The organism is Rudaea sp. (assembly GCF_057139185.1).
In genome coordinates, this window is the sequence record NZ_DBNHDN010000017.1 from 145,105 (window position 1) to 162,373 (window position 17,269).

Annotated in this window: 13 protein-coding genes; 3 read left to right on the forward strand and 10 right to left on the reverse strand. The window is 64.6% G+C overall.

From position 1 onward, the window contains the following. Positions 1-111: 111 nt before the first annotated feature. The 5 genes from AC16HO_RS07095 to AC16HO_RS07115 form a co-directional block, all read right to left on the reverse strand. A complete protein-coding gene (locus tag AC16HO_RS07095; protein ID WP_395643824.1) occupies positions 112-1,272 on the reverse strand; it encodes a trans-sulfuration enzyme family protein in 1,161 nt (386 codons plus the stop codon). An 87-nt stretch (positions 1,273-1,359) separates the two neighbouring features. Continuing rightward, the gene (locus AC16HO_RS07100; protein ID WP_395643825.1) at positions 1,360-2,730 is read right to left on the reverse strand and encodes a pyridoxal-phosphate dependent enzyme; all 1,371 of its coding nucleotides are present in this window, start codon (positions 2,728-2,730) and stop codon (positions 1,360-1,362) included. 253 nt (positions 2,731-2,983) lie between these two features. Further along, positions 2,984-3,286, reverse strand: coding sequence for an HP1242/YdcH family protein (locus AC16HO_RS07105; RefSeq protein ID WP_484335343.1), 303 nt, complete (start codon positions 3,284-3,286; stop codon positions 2,984-2,986). Positions 3,287-3,464: 178 nt separating this feature from the next. Next, positions 3,465-4,442: an OmpA family protein gene (locus AC16HO_RS07110; RefSeq protein ID WP_395643827.1), complete on the reverse strand. Its 978-nt coding sequence runs from the start codon at positions 4,440-4,442 to the stop codon at positions 3,465-3,467. After that, positions 4,439-4,831 carry a DUF4398 domain-containing protein gene (locus AC16HO_RS07115; protein ID WP_395643828.1) on the reverse strand — a complete coding sequence of 131 codons (393 nt, stop codon included), beginning with the start codon at positions 4,829-4,831 and terminating at the stop codon, positions 4,439-4,441. The genes AC16HO_RS07110 and AC16HO_RS07115 overlap by 4 nt, the downstream gene beginning before the upstream one ends. A gap of 265 nt (positions 4,832-5,096) precedes the next feature. Between AC16HO_RS07115 and AC16HO_RS07120 the strand changes: the two genes are divergently transcribed. After that, entirely contained in the window at positions 5,097-6,209 is a 1,113-nt protein-coding gene (locus AC16HO_RS07120; protein WP_395643829.1) for a PilT/PilU family type 4a pilus ATPase, read from the forward strand. Between the two features lie 74 nt (positions 6,210-6,283). Here the strand turns inward: AC16HO_RS07120 and AC16HO_RS07125 are convergent, their stop codons facing one another. The 3 genes from AC16HO_RS07125 to hppD are packed head-to-tail and all read right to left on the reverse strand — an operon-like array spanning position 6,284 to position 9,698. Continuing rightward, entirely contained in the window at positions 6,284-7,282 is a 999-nt protein-coding gene (locus AC16HO_RS07125; RefSeq protein WP_395643830.1) for a fumarylacetoacetate hydrolase family protein, read from the reverse strand. Then, positions 7,279-8,598 (reverse strand): homogentisate 1,2-dioxygenase, encoded by a 1,320-nt coding sequence (gene hmgA / locus AC16HO_RS07130; RefSeq protein ID WP_395643831.1) that lies wholly within the window; start codon positions 8,596-8,598, stop codon positions 7,279-7,281. Before hmgA ends, AC16HO_RS07125 begins: the two co-directional genes overlap by 4 nt. Further along, positions 8,595-9,698, reverse strand: coding sequence for a 4-hydroxyphenylpyruvate dioxygenase (gene hppD, locus AC16HO_RS07135; RefSeq protein WP_395643832.1), 1,104 nt, complete (start codon positions 9,696-9,698; stop codon positions 8,595-8,597). Before hppD ends, hmgA begins: the two co-directional genes overlap by 4 nt. A gap of 142 nt (positions 9,699-9,840) precedes the next feature. Between hppD and AC16HO_RS07140 the strand changes: the two genes are divergently transcribed. Further along, on the forward strand, positions 9,841-10,314 hold the full coding sequence (locus tag AC16HO_RS07140) for a MarR family winged helix-turn-helix transcriptional regulator (RefSeq protein WP_395643833.1): 474 nt from the start codon (positions 9,841-9,843) through the stop codon (positions 10,312-10,314). Positions 10,315-10,377: 63 nt separating this feature from the next. On the opposite strand, the gene AC16HO_RS07145 is transcribed toward AC16HO_RS07140, so the two are convergent. Both AC16HO_RS07145 and AC16HO_RS07150 read right to left on the reverse strand, forming a co-directional pair. Next, positions 10,378-11,937 (reverse strand): peptide MFS transporter, encoded by a 1,560-nt coding sequence (locus tag AC16HO_RS07145; RefSeq protein ID WP_395643834.1) that lies wholly within the window; start codon positions 11,935-11,937, stop codon positions 10,378-10,380. Between the two features lie 117 nt (positions 11,938-12,054). Further along, positions 12,055-12,924 carry a tryptophan 2,3-dioxygenase gene (locus AC16HO_RS07150; protein ID WP_395643835.1) on the reverse strand — a complete coding sequence of 290 codons (870 nt, stop codon included), beginning with the start codon at positions 12,922-12,924 and terminating at the stop codon, positions 12,055-12,057. Positions 12,925-13,128: 204 nt separating this feature from the next. Here AC16HO_RS07150 and AC16HO_RS07155 point away from each other — a divergent pair. Next, a partial coding sequence (locus AC16HO_RS07155; protein ID WP_484335344.1) for a lamin tail domain-containing protein occupies positions 13,129-17,269 on the forward strand: 4,141 nt, incomplete at its 3' end.

Below are 17,269 nucleotides of genomic sequence, written 5' to 3' on the forward strand. Positions count from 1 at the left end.
CACTACTCATGCAAACTAGATATCGACGACCCCTTGACCGCTAAATATCTCATTTTACTTGGATTTCATCTGCCACGCAGCAAACGGCAGACCGGCGTCGCGGACTTCGCTTCAGCTCAGCGCCGCCGCCAGTTCATCGCGCAGATCGCGCACGTCCTCGACGCCGACCGAAAGCCGGATCAGGCCGTCGCTGATGCCGAGCTTCTTGCGGTTCGCCGGCGGAATCGAGGCGTGGGTCATGATCGCCGGGTGCTCGATCAGGCTCTCGACTCCGCCCAGCGACTCGGCGAGCGCGAACAGCTTGCAGCGTTCGAGCACACGCCGCGCTTTGCGCAGACCGCCTTTCACTTCGATGCTGATGATGCCGCCGGGACCATCCATCTGCTTCTTTGCCAGCGCATGTTGCGCGTGCGTTTTCAGGCCCGGGTAGATCACGCGTTCGACCGCGGGATGTTTTTCCAGCCAGCCGGCGAGTTCCTGCGCGCTCGCGCAATGCGCGCGCATGCGCAGGTGCAGCGTCTTCAGCCCGCGCATCGCGAGGAAGGCGTCGAACGGCCCCGCGATCGCGCCGACCGAGTTGTGCAGAAACGCCATCTGTTCGGCGAGATCCTTGTCGTCGCCCGCGACGACGATGCCGCCGACCATATCGGAGTGGCCGTTGAGGTATTTCGTCGCCGAATGCAGCACGAGGTGCGCGCCGTATTCGAGCGGCCTTTGCAGCATCGGCGAGCAGAACGTGTTGTCGACGACGAAAATCAGTCCGTGCTTGCGCGCGAACGCGCCGACCTTGGCCAGATCGACCAGGGTGAGCATCGGATTGGTCGGAGTCTCCGCCCAGATCATGCGCGTGTTCGGCTTGAGCGCGGCTTTCAAGGCGGCCGGATCGTTCAAGTCGAGGAAGGTGAAATCCAGGCCCGCGGAGCGCCGGCGTACGCGCTCGAACAGGCGATAGCTGCCGCCGTATAGATCGTTCATCGCGATCACGTGACTGCCCGAATCAAGCAGGTCGAGCACCGTGCTGGCCGCAGCGAGACCCGAGGCGAACGCGTAGCCGCGCGTGCCGTCTTCGAGGTCGGCGACGCAGCGCTCGTAGGCCATGCGCGTCGGGTTCTGCGTACGGCTGTACTCGTAGCCCTGATGCACGCCCGGGCTGGACTGCACATAGGTCGAGGTCGCGTAGATCGGCGTCATGATCGCGCCGGTCGAGGGGTCGGGATACTGACCGGCGTGGATCGCGCGCGTGCCGAGGCCGAGAGAATTCGTCTTCTTCATTTCGATCCTGCTTTTTTTCCAGAATTTCAAATGCCTGCTTTCGCTGCGTCATTCCCGCTTTCGCGACACTGGCAGCGAGAACAAATCCTACTGTACCCGCCGGCGCAGATAGTTGAGCAAGTCGATGCGCGTGATCAGGCCAAGGAATTTGTCGCCATCGACGACGATCGCGACGTGGCCGGCGTCGAACACCGGCAGCAGCGCCTCGATCGGCGATTCGACGTCGAGCTTCTGCAGCTTGCCGACCATCGCAGTCGAAACCGGGTCGCGGAAGCGCGCCTCGTCGCTGTAGACGTGCAGCAGGACGTCGGACTCGTCGACGATACCGACGATCTGATCGCCGTCCATCACCGGCAATTGCGAGACGTCGTACAGCTTCATGCGCTGATACGCAGTGACGAGCGGCTCGGCCGGACCGACGACGACGGTGTCGCGCTGCGAGTACGGACGCAGGATCAGGTCGCGCAGATCACCGTGGTGCTCGCGCTCGAGGAAGCCGTTGTCGAGCATCCAGTAGTCGTTGTACATCTTCGACAGGTACTTGTTGCCGGTGTCGCAGACGAACACGAGCACGCGCTTCGCCGTCGTCTGCGCGCGACAGTACTTGAGCGCCGCCGCGGTCAACGTGCCGGTCGACGAGCCGCCGAAGATGCCTTCCTTCGCCAGCAGTTCGCGCGCGGCGAGAAAGCTCTCCTTGTCGCTGATCGCGTAGGCCTTCTTCACGCGCGAGAAATCGGAGATCGACGGCAGGAAATCCTCGCCGATGCCTTCGACCATCCAGCTCGCCGACTTGGTCGACAGCGTACCCTCGTTGATGTACTGGGCGAGAATCGAACCGACCGGGTCGGCGAGGACCAACTCGACATTCGGCGCGGCCCCGGCGAAATAGCGCGACAGGCCGGTCATCGTGCCGGACGAACCGCAGCCGAAAACGATCGCATCGAGCTTGCCGTCGAGTTGGCGCAGGATCTCGGGGCCGGTGCCCTCCTCGTGCGCACGCGGATTGTCGGGGTTGCCGAACTGGTTGATGAAGTAGGCGCCGGGCGTGTCGCGCGCGATCTGCTCGGCGAGATCCTGGTAATACTGCGGGTGGCCCTTGGCTACGTCCGAGCGCGTCAGCACGACCTCGGCACCCATCGCCTTGAGGTTGAAAATCTTCTCGCGGCTCATCTTGTCGGGCACGACCAGGATCAGCCGGTAACCTTTCTGTTGCGCGACGAGCGCGAGACCGATGCCGGTATTGCCGGCAGTGCCTTCGACCAGCGTGTCACCGGGCCTGATCTTGCCGGCCCGCTCCGCGGCCTCGATCATCGACAGGCCGATGCGATCCTTGATCGAGCCGCCCGGGTTGGCGCTTTCGAGCTTGAAGTACAGTTCGCAGGGGCCTGCGTCGAGACGTTGCGCCTTGACGATCGGCGTCTCGCCGATCAGTTCGAGCACGCTGCGGTGTACGCTCATGGAGACTCCTGAATGCGCTTGCCGACGCAAGGGGCCGGCAACGGGACCGGCTATGATACAGGAGTGCTCCTACCTGGATCGCTGCGATCGGGCGACCCGGTCTTGATACGGCCACTCGCGGGCCTCGGGGCGTGATTCGTCACGCCCGACAATTGTCCTTAGCGCTGGAAGCAGCGTACGCGCGATGCATGCACCGACTTTCGCGCGGGACGCGCGCCGGCCGGGTCCCGCTGCTTTCGCGCGGTGCCCTGGGTCAGTGCAGCGCCTGGTGGCGGTCCCACAACTCGGTGAGGCGGTCCTTGGCACGCAGTTTCTCGCGCTTCATGCCCATCAAGGTCGTGCTGTCCATCGGCAGCACGCCGATTTCGGCATCATGCACTTTCTTGTCGAGATCCTTGTGATGCCGGTACAGGTCGCGAAACTCCGTGTCGCTGGCCAGCAGGGCATCGATTTCGCTTTTCTGACGATCTTCGAACATCGGCCAATCTCCTGTTTCAGGGGCGCAAGCAGGCACCACGCCGACCATCGGGCCGGGGCGTCGGATGCGCAGGGTCAAGGAAAGGAGCGAAGAGCGCATGCCGACTACGCTTCACCGCGACGGGTGAAGTGCAGGCGCGATGGAAGGCGATGGCTGCACTCATGGGCTCGGCTGCCGGACCCGCTCAGGGCGAACCCGGCAGCTGCACGCTACTCCTTTGCCCGCCTACGCGCAACCACCGACTCGACGATCCGGTTCAGTGGTCGGTGAAACTCGCCACGGCGCCGCGCGCGACCCCGGATTTCGCGCCGGCGCCGACCGCAACGATGCGCTTGGCCGGCACGCCGGCAGCGACCAGCGCCTCGCGGATGGCCTGCGCACGCCGCTGCGACAGCGCCAGGTTGGCCTTGGCGCCACCACCGTCACTCGCATAAGCCTCGATGCGCACGAACTTGCCCGAGGCCGCGGCGGCAATCCTGGCGACCTGCGCATTGCCGGCCGGCCTGAGCACGGACTGCCCTGGAGCGAAGGCGCCCTCGCCGAACGCGATCGACGCGGCAGGTTTGGCTGCGGGCGCAGCGGGCGCGGGTTTGCCCGCACCAGAGGATGGCTTGGCACCGCTCGCGGCGAGCAGTTCGGCCTCCTTGCGCGCGAGTTCGGCCTCGCGCGCCTGCGCGTCGGCGAGCCTGCGTGCCTGCGCCGCCTGCTTCTTCGCGGTCTCGGCCTGCTTGCTGGTCTGCGCGCTGGCTTCGCGCGCCTCGTCGGCCTCGGCGCGCAGGCGGTCGGCCTCCTCCTGCTGGGCGAGGCTCTGGATGCGCTGACGCTCGAGCTCGAGCCGCGCCTGCTCGGCGTCGCGCCGACTCGCGGCGATGAGGATCTGGTCGTGCTCGCGATCCAGCGCCTGGATGCGGCGTTCCTGCACCACGGCCTGCGCCGCGGCGTAGGCGATGTCGATGCGGCGCTCGGCGAGGAAAACGTAGTGATCGTGCAGCTTGCGTTTGCCGCCGAATTCGGCGAGGTTGGCCAGCGCCTGTTCGGCCAGCGCGATTTCCGCAGGGGCCAAGGCGCCGAGCGTGCGGTCGCCAACCAACTGGTTGAGATTGCCGCGCAGGCGGTCGTAGTCCGGATCGTCCTTCTGCGCCCAGGCCGTGCCGGCGAACGCGAGCAGCAGCGCAGCAGCGGCGAGTCGCGCCGGCCGGGCGCCGGCTTGCAAAGCTTTCTTCGCGGCTTTCACTGGAATCCCTCCTGCTTCGCCTCGACCGGTATCGACAGGTCGTTGCGCAATTGCGCGTTTTCGCGCGTGCGCGCGTCGACGCGCTCGCGCGCCTTCCCGAGTCGGGCCCTGGCCTGGGCGAGGTCGCCTGCAACCTGGGCCTCGTCGGCAAACTGCGCGGCCGCGTCGTAGTCTTCCTGCTTCATTGCGGCGCGCGCCTGGCCAAGACGCTCCTGCGCCATGCGCAATTCGCCCGGCGCGTAGGTCGAGGCGTCCGCCTCGCGCGCGCTGTCGACGTGACGCCCCGCCTCCTGCAGTTCCGCGAGTGGTGGCTTGGTCTGCGCACAGCCGGCGGCGCAGATCATGGAAACGGAGAAGCCCATCCGGACAATGGCACGCAGGTTTGTCATATCATTCCGCAGGTTTCAAAGGCTCGGCATCGACGCGCGCATTGTCCACAATGCACGGGCACAATGGCAACGGCGACCGGAAACGCCGGGTAAGCCCTGCCTTTGCGCGAACAGTGGTCGGCACGTCGCCAATTCGGCATGAGCGCCCGGTTCGGCGTAACCTAACCCCGACACGCGCAGGATTCGGCGCGTGTCCGGGGATCCGGCAGGGGTATTCAGGTCATCCAATCATCGGGATCGCAACGACAGGGGCGAAACGCAACACATGGACATCGGCTATTTCCTCAAATTGATGAACGACAAGAACGCCTCGGACCTGTTCCTGTCCACCGGCGCTCCGATCAACATCAAGATTTCCGGCGCACTCACGCCGCTGGGCACCGCCGCGATGCCTTCGGGCCTGGCCAAGCGCATCGCCTACTCGATGATGGACGAGGCGCAGGTCGCGCGCTTCGAGCGCGACCTGGAAATGAACCTCGTCACCCACCTGAGGGACGTCGGCCGCTTCCGCGTCAACATCTTCCGCCAGCGCGGCGAGATCGGCCTGGTTATCCGCGCGATCAAGGCGGTGGTGCCCAGCGTCGCGGAGCTGCAGTTGCCGCCGGTGCTCAACGAACTGATCATGGAGCCGCGCGGCTTGCTCCTCGTCGTGGGTTCGACCGGCTCGGGCAAATCGACCACGCTCGCCTCGATGATCGATCACCGCAACACCAGCTCGTCGGGCCACATCCTGACGATCGAGGATCCGATCGAATACCTGCACCAGCACAAGAAGTCGATCGTCAACCAGCGTGAAGTCGGCTTCGACACGCGCAGCTACCACGAGGCGCTGAAGAGCGCGATGCGCGAGGCCCCCGACGTGATCATGATCGGCGAGATCCGCGACTCGGAAACGATGGAGGCAGCGATCGCGTTCTCCGAAACCGGCCACCTGTGCCTGGCCACGCTGCACTCGAACAACGCCGACCAGGCGCTCGAGCGCATCCTCAACTTCTTCCCCGAGGCGGCGCACCGCAACGTGCTGCTCAACCTCGCGCTCAACCTGCGCGGGATCATCGCCCAGCGTCTCGTCGTCGGCAAGGACGGCCAGCGCATCCCGGCCTGCGAAGTGCTGATCAATACGCCGCACATCCGCGACATGATTCGCCGCGGCCAGGTGCATGAGATCAAGGAAGCGATGGACCGCAGCCTTTCGGAGGGTACGCAGACGTTCGACCAGTCCCTGCTCAAGCTCTACCGCGATGGCCGCATCGATCTCGAAGAAGCATTGTCCAAGGCGGATTCGCGCGACGGGCTTGCACTCAAGATCCGTCTCGGCGAGGGCAGCGACGACGCGCACCTGCCGATGCTGGATACCTTCGAGATGCCGACGTTATAGGCGGCCCGGCCCCGATCGCGCAGGCAAAAAAACCGGCCATCGGTCGCCGCGCCATGCAATACAATCTTTCTCGATCAGGCGCGTTCGATTTTTTGCTCGATCGCGCCGAACACGCTGACGCCGGTGCGGTCGAACATCTCGATGCGCACGCGGTCGCCGAACTTGAGGAACGGCGTCGACGGCTTGCCGTCGCGGATCGTTTCCAATGTTCGCCGCTCGGCGAGGCAAGACGCGCCGCGACTCTCGTCCTGGTTGGCAATCGTGCCCGAGCCGACGATCGTGCCGGCCGACAGCGGCCGCGTCTTCGCCGCGTGCGCGACAAGGTCGGCGAACGAGAATTGCATGTCCTCGCCCGCCTCGGGTTGACCGAACAGCTTGCCGTTGATGTGCGTGGTCAGGGCCAGATGCACCTTCGAGTCCCTCCACGCATCGCCGAGTTCGTCCGGCGTGACGAACACCGGCGACAGCGCCGAACGCGGCTTCGACTGCAGGAAGCCGAAGCCCTTGGCCAGTTCGCCCGGAATCAGGTTGCGCAGGCTCACGTCGTTGACCAGACCGATCAACTGGATATGCTCCGCGGCCTGCGCGTCCGTCACCGCCATCGGCACGTCATCGGTGACGACGACGACTTCGGCTTCGAGGTCGATGCCGTAGTCCTCGCTGGTCACGCGCACCGCATCGCGTGGCCCATAGAACCCGGCACCGACGGCGTGGTACATCAGCGGATCGGTGTAGAAACTCTGCGGCACCTCGGCACCGCGCGCGCGGCGCACGCGCTCGACGTGCGGCAGGTAGGCGCTGCCGTCGACGAACTCGTAGCTGCGCGGCAGCGGCGCGGCGAGCGCGACCGCATCGAGTGCGAACACGGCTTCGCCATTGATCGTCTGCGCACGCGCCGCGTCGTTGAGCAACTCGTAGACGCGACGCAGGCGCGGCGCGGCGTTGTGCCAGTCCTCCAGCGCTCGCTGCAGCGTGTGCGCGATGTCGGTCGCGCGCACGGCGCGCGCGAGGTCGCGGCTGACTACGACCAGCGTGCCGTCGCGACCACCTTCCTTCAGGCTTGCGAGTTTCATCGAGGGGTATCCTGGGGCTGATTCCGTGGCAGGCGGAAGTTCTTCTTCAACCCCTGCCAGCATTGGTGATAGTCGCGCTGCAACTGCGGCGATTCCAGCGCCTGCTGCGTCGGCCGGAGTACCGCGCGCGTCTCGAACATGAAAGCCATCGTGTCGACGATGTGGTCGGGCTTCGCCGTATCGGCCGCGCTGGCCTTGTCGAAGCTCGCCGCGTCGGGCCCGTGCCCGCTCATCGAATTATGCAGGCTCGCGCCGCCGGGCACGAAACCGCCGGCTTTCGCATCGTAGGCGCCGTGCACAAGGCCCATGAATTCGCTCGCGACGTTGCGATGGAACCACGGTGGACGGAACGTGTCCTCGGCCACCAGCCAGCGCGGCGGAAAGATGACGAAATCCATGTTGCTCGTGCCGGGCGTGTCGCTCGGCGAGTGCAGCACGAGGAAGATCGACGGATCGGGATGGTCGTAGGAGATCGAGCCGATCGTGTTGAAACGGCGCAGGTCGTACTTGTACGGCGCGCAGTTGCCGTGCCAGGCGACGACGTCGAGCGGCGAATGATCGATCTTCGCCGACCAAAGATGCCCCTGGAACTTGGTGAGCAATTCGAAGTCGCCATCGACATCTTCGTAGGCAGCGACCGGGGTGAGGAAATCACGCGCATTGGCCAGACCGTTCGAGCCGATCGGACCGAGGTCGGGCAGGCGCAGCATCGCGCCGAAATTCTCGGCGACGTAGCCGCGCGCCTCGCCGTCCGGCAAGTCGACACGGAAGCGCACGCCGCGCGGGATCACCACGACTTCCTGCGGTTCGATTTCGAGCACGCCGAATTCGGTCGCCACACGCAGACGGCCGAGCTGCGGCACGATCAGCAGCTCGCCGTCCGCATCGCAGAAGTAGCGCCCGTGCATCGACCGGTTCGCCGCATACACGTGGATGCCGATGCCGGTCTGCGCCGCGGGACCGCCGTTGCCGGCGATCGTGACCAACCCATCAACGAAATCAGAGGGCGTGCCCGGCAACGGCCACGGATCCCAGCGCAGCTGGTTCGGCGTCGCCGGAACTTCGTCGAACCTGTTATGGAAGTTTCGACCCCTCAGCATCGCGAACGGCTCGTGCATCGCCGCCGGACGGATGCGATACAGCCAACTGCGCCGGTTCGCGTGGCGCGGCGCGGTAAATGCGGTGCCGGACAATTGCTCGGCGTAGAGCCCGTGCGCCGCGCACTGCGGTGAGTTGCGGCCCTCGGGCAATGCGCCGGCGACCGCCTCGGTCGCGAACTCGTTGCCGAAGCCGGACTGGTATTCGAACGTGCTCACAGCACTCCACGCTCCATCTGCTCGCGCTCGATCGATTCGAACAGCGCCTGGAAATTGCCCTCGCCGAAGCCGCTGTTGCCCTTGCGCTGGATGATCTCGAAGAAGATCGGGCCGACGCAGTTCTTGGTGAAGATCTGCAGCAGCAGCTTCTGCTTCGTCTCCGCATCGGCGTCGATCAGGATCTTGTTCTGCTTCATGCGCGCCACGTCTTCGCCGTGGTTCGGGATGCGCGCATCGATCACGCTGTAATACGCGTTCGGCGTGTCGAGGAACTCGATCCCGTGCGCGCGCATCGCCTCGACGGTCTCGTAGATGTTGTCGGTGAAGCAGGCGATGTGCTGAATGCCCTCGCCGTTGTACTGCTCGAGGTATTCGTTGATCTGGCTCTTCGGGTCGGACGACTCGTTGAGCGGAATGCGCACCATGCCGTCGGGCGCGGTCATCGCCTTCGACAGCAGGCCGGTCTTCGCGCCCTTGATGTCGAAGTAGCGGATCTCGCGGAACTGGAACAGGCGTTCGTAGTAGTCCGCCCACTTCGCCATGTTGCCGAAGTAGAGATTGTGGGTGAGATGGTCGATGAAGGTCAGACCGAATCCACGCGGCATCATCTGGGCGCCGGGCAGCCACTCCCAGTCGGGGTCGTGAATGGTGCCTTTGTCGTCGTAGCGATCGACGATGTAGAGCATGCAGCCGCCGATGCCCTCGATTACCGGCGCGGCGACGGCTTTGGATGTTTCCTTGTACTCGATCGACCGGGCGCCGTTCTTCAGCGCCTGCACGCGTACCCACTCGGCCAGCTTGGACACGCGAATCGCGAAGCCGCACGCGCTCGGACCGTGCTGGCGCGCGAACTCGGCGGCGAACGAATCCGGATCTTCGTTGATGAGAAAGGTGCAGTCGCCCTGGCGATAGTTGGTGATCGGCCGTGTCTTGTGCCGCGCGACCTGGACGAAGCCGAGATTGCGGAACAACTGATGCAGTTTTTCGGGTTCGGGCGAGGCGAACTCGACGAATTCGAAGCCGTCGATGCCCATCGGGTTTTCGAAGACTGCCGGCTGCGTGCCGGACTGCCGGGACTGCGTTTGCATCTGCGCGTTCATGCCTGGTTCCTCGACCCGAGCTTTCAAACCGGAAAATTTGGTCGAGAAGCGCGCCAACCGACCGGCGCTTCCCGATCTTGCAATCACGAATGATCGCAGGAATAATAGTTTCAGTTGAAACCATTTGCAAGCTAGATTCGCCATGACCGGCACCGGCAAATCCAGGCACAAGGTTCTGGAACTCGAGCGCTTCCTGCCCTATCGGCTGTCGGTGCTATCGAACACGATCAGTCGGGCCATCGCCGACATCTACGAACGCCGCTTCGCGCTGTCGATCGCGGAATGGCGCGTCATGGCCGTGCTGGGCCGCTACGAGGGACTTTCCGCGCGCGAAGTCGCCGAACGCACCGCGATGGACAAGGTCGCGATCAGCCGCGCGCTCACGCGTCTTGCCGATGCCGGCCGCGTGCGTCGGCGCATGGCCGATCACGACAAGCGGCAATCCGTGCTGCAACTCAGTGCGAAGGGCTGGAAGGTCTACGACGAAGTCGCCCCGCTCGCGCTTGAGCACGAGCGGCGCCTGCTCGCGCATCTCGACGCCGAGGAGCAACGCTGGCTCGCGCGCATTCTCGACCGGCTGCGGGAGGCGGAGCTGGAGGAATTCGCCGGGGAATGACCGACCGGGCTTTCTGCCATTCCGGCACGGGCCCGAACGGCGGGGGCGGGTTTTACCGCGACGTCATTTCGTCCCGTGCATCAGCCGGTTCACGAGCGGTGAAACGAGGAAGAGGATGATGCCGGCGACCAGCAGGATCCAGAATCCCTTGGTGTAGGCATCGAGCGCACTCGCCGTCGTCATGCCGGTTTCGCCACTGGCCTCTCCGGCAAAGATACCAGCCAGGTTGTTGCCGATTGCGATCGACAGGAACCACGCGCCCATGGCGAAACCGGTCAGCTTGGGCGGCGCCAGCTTGGTCGTCATCGACAGGCCGATCGGCGACAGGCACAGTTCGCCGACCGACTGGATCACGTAGACCATGACCAGCGTCCAGAACGGAATCTTGCCGGTATCGGAGGCGACCAGATGCGTCAACGAATACATGAGCAGGAGAAACGCCAGCGCGTTGAACACGAGGCCGAAACTGAACTTGCGCGGGATCGTCGGGTTGGCCTTGCCCATGCGAACCCAGATCCAGGCGATGACCGGCGCCAGCGCGATGATCGCGACCGAGTTGACCGACTGGAACCACGACACCGGGAAATTCGCTTCGCCCGCCAGGACCTGGAACAGGCCGTGCAAACCGATGTCGCGGTCGATGATCTTCTCGGCGAGAAAGTTGAACGAACTGCCGGCCTGCTCGAAATAGCACCAGAAGAAAACATTGAACGCGAGGATGATCAGCATCGCGAATACCTTGTCGCGCGCGACCTGGCCTTCGCGGACGCCTTCGATCACGAGCATGATCGCCGGGCCCACGAGCAGCAGCATGAGGATCACCTGCAGGTACGTCGCATCGATGGTCAGCAGGAAATAGAACAGCGGCACGCCGACCAGCACGCCCAGCGCAAGCACGATCAAGACGTTGCGCACGCCCGATCCGCCAGCCTGCGGCAGACCGATGCCCTGCAACTGCCTGCGTCCGAACCAGAACCAGACCAGGCTGAGCAGCATGCCGACGCCGGAGGCGATGAACACGACCTTGTACGCCGGCATGTTGTCGATGCCGAACACCTTTTTTGCCAGGTACTGGGTAATCAGCGGCGACACCAGTGCGCCGAGGTTGATGCCCATGTAGAAAATCGTGAAGCCGGAATCGCGGCGTTCGTCACCCTGCGCGTAGAGCTTGCCGACAAGCGTGGAGATGATCGGCTTGAACAAACCGTTGCCGACGATGATGGTCGCCAAGCCGAGGCGGAACACGTGCTCGCTCGGTATCGCGATCATGAACAGGCCGGTCGACATTATCAGCGCGCCGAGCAGGATCGAACGCTGATGCCCGATCAGCTTGTCGGCGACGTAGCCGCCGAAAATCGCGCCCGCATACACCAGCGCGAGATAGGCGCCGTAGAGTTCACTGGCCGGCTTCTCGCCGGTCGCCGAACCGTTGTAGAACTGCGCGACGACGTAGAGCACCATCGCCCAGCGAATGCCGTAGAACGCGAAGCGCTCCCAGAACTCGGACATGAACAGCATCCACAACGGAGCCGGATGTCCCGCCGCGGTCGCGAATTCGCGCCGGACGCCGTCGTCGCCGATCACGACATTCGTGCCGCCGATGTTTTCCGCTGCTGCCGTCATTTTCGACTCCCCGATGCCGCGTCAGTGCGCGGCGCACATTTGGTCGTGCAGATGTAACCGCTCCGCCGCACTTCGTCAAACAAAACCGATGCGGCGCCGCGGGATTCCACGTTCAATTCATTTGGCCGATGAGCCGGTGCCGATCGTCGTGCGCACCTCGAACAGCTCGGGGAAGAAGGTCAGGTCCAGCGCCTTCTTGAGGAAGCCGACGCCCGAGGATCCGCCCGTGCCGCGTCGGTAGCCGATGATGCGCTCGACCGTCTTCATGTGGCGGAAACGCCAGAGCTGGAACTGCGTTTCCAGATCGACCAGATCCTCGCACAGCGCGTACTCGCGCCAGTAGCGGTTGGTGTCCTCGTAGATGCGTTCGAACACCGGCAGCAGCTCGCGGTCGGACACGTGCGCCTGCGCCCAGTCGCGCTCGAGATTGCGCGCCGGCAGCGCATGGCCCCAGCGCGCGAGATAGCGCAGGAACTCGTCGTACAGGCTCGGCGCCTCGAGCACTTCGCGCAGGCGCGCGTGCGCGGGCGCGTCGTGCGCGAACACGCGCAACATCGCCGCGTTCTTGTTGCCGAGCAGGAATTCGACGATGCGGTACTGCAACGACTGGAATCCCGACGACGGCCCGAGCACGTCGCGGAATTGGAGATATTCCGCCGGGGTCAGCGTCTCCAGCACCGACCACTGCTCGACGAGTTGGCGCAACACCTGCTTGACCCGGGCGACGATCTTGCCGAACTGCCAGACCTGGTCGCCACGCAGGCATTCGATCGCCGCGCGAAGCTCGTGGATCATCAGCTTGAGCCACAGTTCCGATACCTGATGCTGGATGATGAACAGCATCTCGTCGTGGTGCGGCGGACTCGACAGCGGCTGTTGTGCGGACAACAGCCGGTCGAGTTGGAGATAGCCTCCGTAGCTCAGGCGATCGCGCAGATCGGTCTCGATGCCGGCTTCGAGCTCGCGGCGGTTGTCGGGCGCAGTCATCGCCCGCGTGTCCGAATGCGCTTACAAAAATGAATGAGCTTCATGTTGCCAACCGTCACAAAGTGTGCAGAAAATCCAAGCTCGGGGCTCAACGTAGACGGGGTAGAAGTCATGCAGCAGAGTATAGCCGCGCGCGATGGCGCAGGCGGGAGTCTTTCTTTTTCCGACGCCCACATCAGGGCATTGCGCAAACCACGCGCTTCCTTGTCCGGCATATTCGGCCTCGCAGCGCTCGCGCTCAGTGTGCTGCCGCTGGGCGCCACCGCCGCCGGAAGCCCCGATATCGTCATCAGCCAAGCGTACGGCGGCGGCGGCAACACCGGCGCTACCTACAAGAACGATTTCATCGAGCTGTTCAATCGCGGCAGCACACCCGCGAACCTTAGCGGCTGGTCTGTGCAATACGCGGGCGCCACAAGCAACAGTTGGCAGGTCACCAACTTGACCAACGTGACATTGCAGCCCGGCCAGTACTACTTGATTCAAGAAGCCGCCGGAAGCGCAGGCACCGCGAATCTGCCGACGCCGGACGCTACGGGCACCATTAACATGGCCAGCGCTGCTTTCAAGATTGCGTTGGCCAGCTCGACCGCGACTTTGAGCGGCGCATGCCCTACCACCAACGTCGTCGACTTCCTCGGCGCCGCATCCTCGGGAACGAACTCCTGTTTCGAAGGCAGCGGGCCGGCTCCCGCACCATCCAACACGACGGCAGATGTTCGCGCAGCGAACGGCTGCACCGACACGGACAACAACGCGACCGACTTCACCACCGCCACACCCAATCCGCGCAATTCCGCGATGGCGTTCGCTGCGTGCAATGCCAGCACCAACCCGGGCGGCACCGGCGCTGCCAATCCGAGCTTGGCGGGACCGGGCGACACCGTGCTGCTCACCATCGCAACCACGCAAGGCGCGAATCCGGCCAGCCCGATCTCGTCGGTGACGGTCGATCTGACTTCGATCGGTGGCTCGGCCACGCAGACGTTCTACGATAACGGCAGCAACGGCGACGCGACCGCGGGCGACGGCACCTGGTCGTACAGCACCAGCATCGGTGCGGCCACCGCCCTCGGCTCGAAGATCTTGCCGGCGACGATTACCGATGGTGTGCCGCGCACCGGTAGCGCAACGATTTCGCTGACGGTCATTCCGCCGCCGGAACCGCACACCATCATGGAGATCCAGGGCCATGGCGCGCGTTCGTCCTTCGCGGGCTCCGGCACCGCCCTCGGTACGACCTATGTCATCACACCGAGCACAGGGCACCAGAACATCGTCACCGCGGTCGGTCCGAAGGGCTTCTTCCTCCAGGACACCGTCGGCGACGGCGACCCGACCACGTCCGATGGCATCTACGTGTACACCGGCAACGCTCCCGCCTTGCTCGTTGGCGATCTGGTCAGCGTCACCGGCCGCGTGCAGGAATTCAGCGGCTCGACCGAAATTGCCGGCGGATCTTCGTACTCGGTCGTCGGCCATGACGACAATTCGATCCCGGCGGCTTACGACCTGACGGCGAACTTGCCCAACCCCGACCCGAGCTCGGGCATCTGCACGGGCGCAGGTTCGACGATCCAGGTGCCTTCGCTCGACGGCCTGACGCGCAACGACGGCTACCAGGCCGCCAACTTCGCCTGTCTCGACGGCATGCTCGTCACGATGAGCCACGGCATCGTCAACGCGCCGACCTATACCACCGCGAACAGCGGCATTACCCCGTCGCCAACCTCGCCCAACAATGGTTTCTTTGCGGTTGCCGGTGGCCCTCGCTCGTTGCGCAAGGCGGGCATCCTGGGCAGCGACCCCAACCGCACGGCGAACATCCCGACCTTCTGGGGCAATCCCGAGCTGATCCAGGTGTACTACCCCGGCCTCGGCGTCGCCGCGGGCAGCCTTCCGCAAGCCCAAAACATGCCTGCAGGCGGCATCTATGACGGCGGGCAGGAAATCAAGCTGACCGGAGTCATGCAGGGCTTTCAGTCGGCCACGATGCCGGACCCGACCTACGAATTGTATCCACGCTCGGGCGCCGATCTCGTTCTTCTCGGCGCGCCGAACTACCCCGTCGCCGTGCCCGACCCGGTCGCCGGCAAACTGCGCATCGGCACGCAGAACATGCTGCATTTCTTCGATGCATCGTTCGACGGTGCCGACACCTCGGCTTACACCGACCGATGCCTGGCATCTCCCGCAGACGTCGCCGGCAACGTCAGCGGACTCAACACGCCCTTGACCCCGGGCGCGGACGATACGTGTCCGACATCGACGCAGTACCAAACGCGCCTGACGAAAATGTCGCTGCAAATTCGCACGGTACTGAAAGCCCCAGTCGTGCAGGTGGTCCAGGAAGCGGAAAACTGGGAAGTGATGCATGATCTCGCAGCGCAGATCCACAGCGACGACGCCTCGATCACCTATCAGCCCTATCTGCTCAAGGGCAACGACCCGGGCGGCATCAATATCGGCATCTTCGTGCGCAGCGGTGTCACCGTGACCTCGGTGACCCAGTTGTATCTCGGCACGACGACCACGGCCTGCAGCAGCGGCGGTACCTGCCTGCTCAACGACCGCCCGCCCGTTCTGCTCGACGCTACCTATCAGGGTTACCACTTCCGCGTGCTGGCGATCTATGACCGTTCGCTCGGCAGTCTCGGTGCCGCCGGCAAGGACTACGTCGGCCAGAAGCGCCGCGCGCAGGCCGAGCAGGTGGCGTGCATCATGCAGGCGCTGCAAACGACGGGGGCAGCGGTCGATTGCGACGCAAACACGCCCGGCGCGGCGGCAGGCAACGCGCAGCAGGACGCCAGCGGCACGGTAACCGCCGGTTCGTTCCCGATCTCGGGCGACGCAACGGTACCCGTCATCGTGCTCGGCGATTTCAACGCCTACGAATTCAGCGACGGCTATGTCGATGTCACCGGCACGATCATGGGCACGGTCGATGCCGTTCCGACGCACAGCGTCTACCCGCCCACGGCGAGCTACGTGCGCCCGAATCCCGTGCTGTTCGACACCGGCAGCATGGCGACGCAGGCCCAGCATTATTCCTACAACTTCGGCGGATACCTGCAGGAAATCGACCATATCCTGCTGACCTCGATCGCACAGAACGATTTCATCGCGGTCGACAGCGGCCGCGGCAATTCGGACAGCTCGGTCGTATCGCTCACTCTCACCCAGGCGGACACGGCACGCCGCACTTCCGACCACGACGGCCAGGTGGTGACGCTCGGCTACGTGGTGACGCCGAGTTCGGACGCAAACAGCACGATCAGCGCCGCAACCGTGCAGACGGTCGGCAGGAATGCACAACCAACCTTCACGATCACGCCCGTGGCGGGCTATACGGCGACCGTCGGCGGCAGTTGCGGCAGCAGCGGACCATCGAGCGGAACCGGCACGTTCATCTACACCGTCAACGCCGTTACCGCCGATTGCACGGTGAGCGTGACCTCGACGTCGATCAGCTACACCGTCTCTTCCAGCGCGGGCAGCGGCGGTTCGATCGGCGCCACTCAGGTGGTCGCGCACGGCAATACCGCATCGTTTACGGTCACGCCGGATCCCGGCTACCACACGACCAGCGTCACCGACAACTGCGGTGCCGGCGGCACGAACAGCAACCCCGGCTACGGCGGCGGCACTTATGTGACCGGGCCGATTTTCCACGATTGCACGGTCACTGCGTCGTTCTACATCAACAGCTATCTGGTCAAGACCAGTGTGCCGGGCGGTGGCGGCCAGATCAGCGCGCCCACAACCCATAGCGTGGACTACAACGCGACCACGAGCTTCACCGCAATACCTGACTCGGACCATCACCTCGCCAGCGCAAGCGGCGATACCTGCAGTGCCGATGTGTCGGGCAACACGATCACGACCGGCGCAATCACCGCCGATTGCACGATCACCGTGGTGTTTGCGCTGGATGTGGTGAACGGCGCCTGCGGCTCGGCCAGCGGCGGCACATTCACCACGCTGACCTCGGGCGATGCGAACCTGTGCAGCGCGGGCACGGTGGCGAACTTCACCGGCAGCGGTCCGTGGAGCTGGACGTGCAACGGCAGCAACGGCGGCGCCAGCGCGAACTGTTCGGCCAGCATCAACACCTGGAACGTGAACACCACCGGCAGCGGCATCGGCGGCACGATCTCCGCTCCGGCCGCCGCCACGGTAAATCACGGCAGCGCGACGACCTTCACCGTCACCGCGAACAGCGGCTACTCGATCGCGTCCGTCACCGGCGATACCTGCACGCCGAGCGTGCAGAGCGGCAGCACCTGGACCACCGGGCCGATCACCGCCAATTGCACGATCACCGCCTCCTTCGCGCAACTGGCCG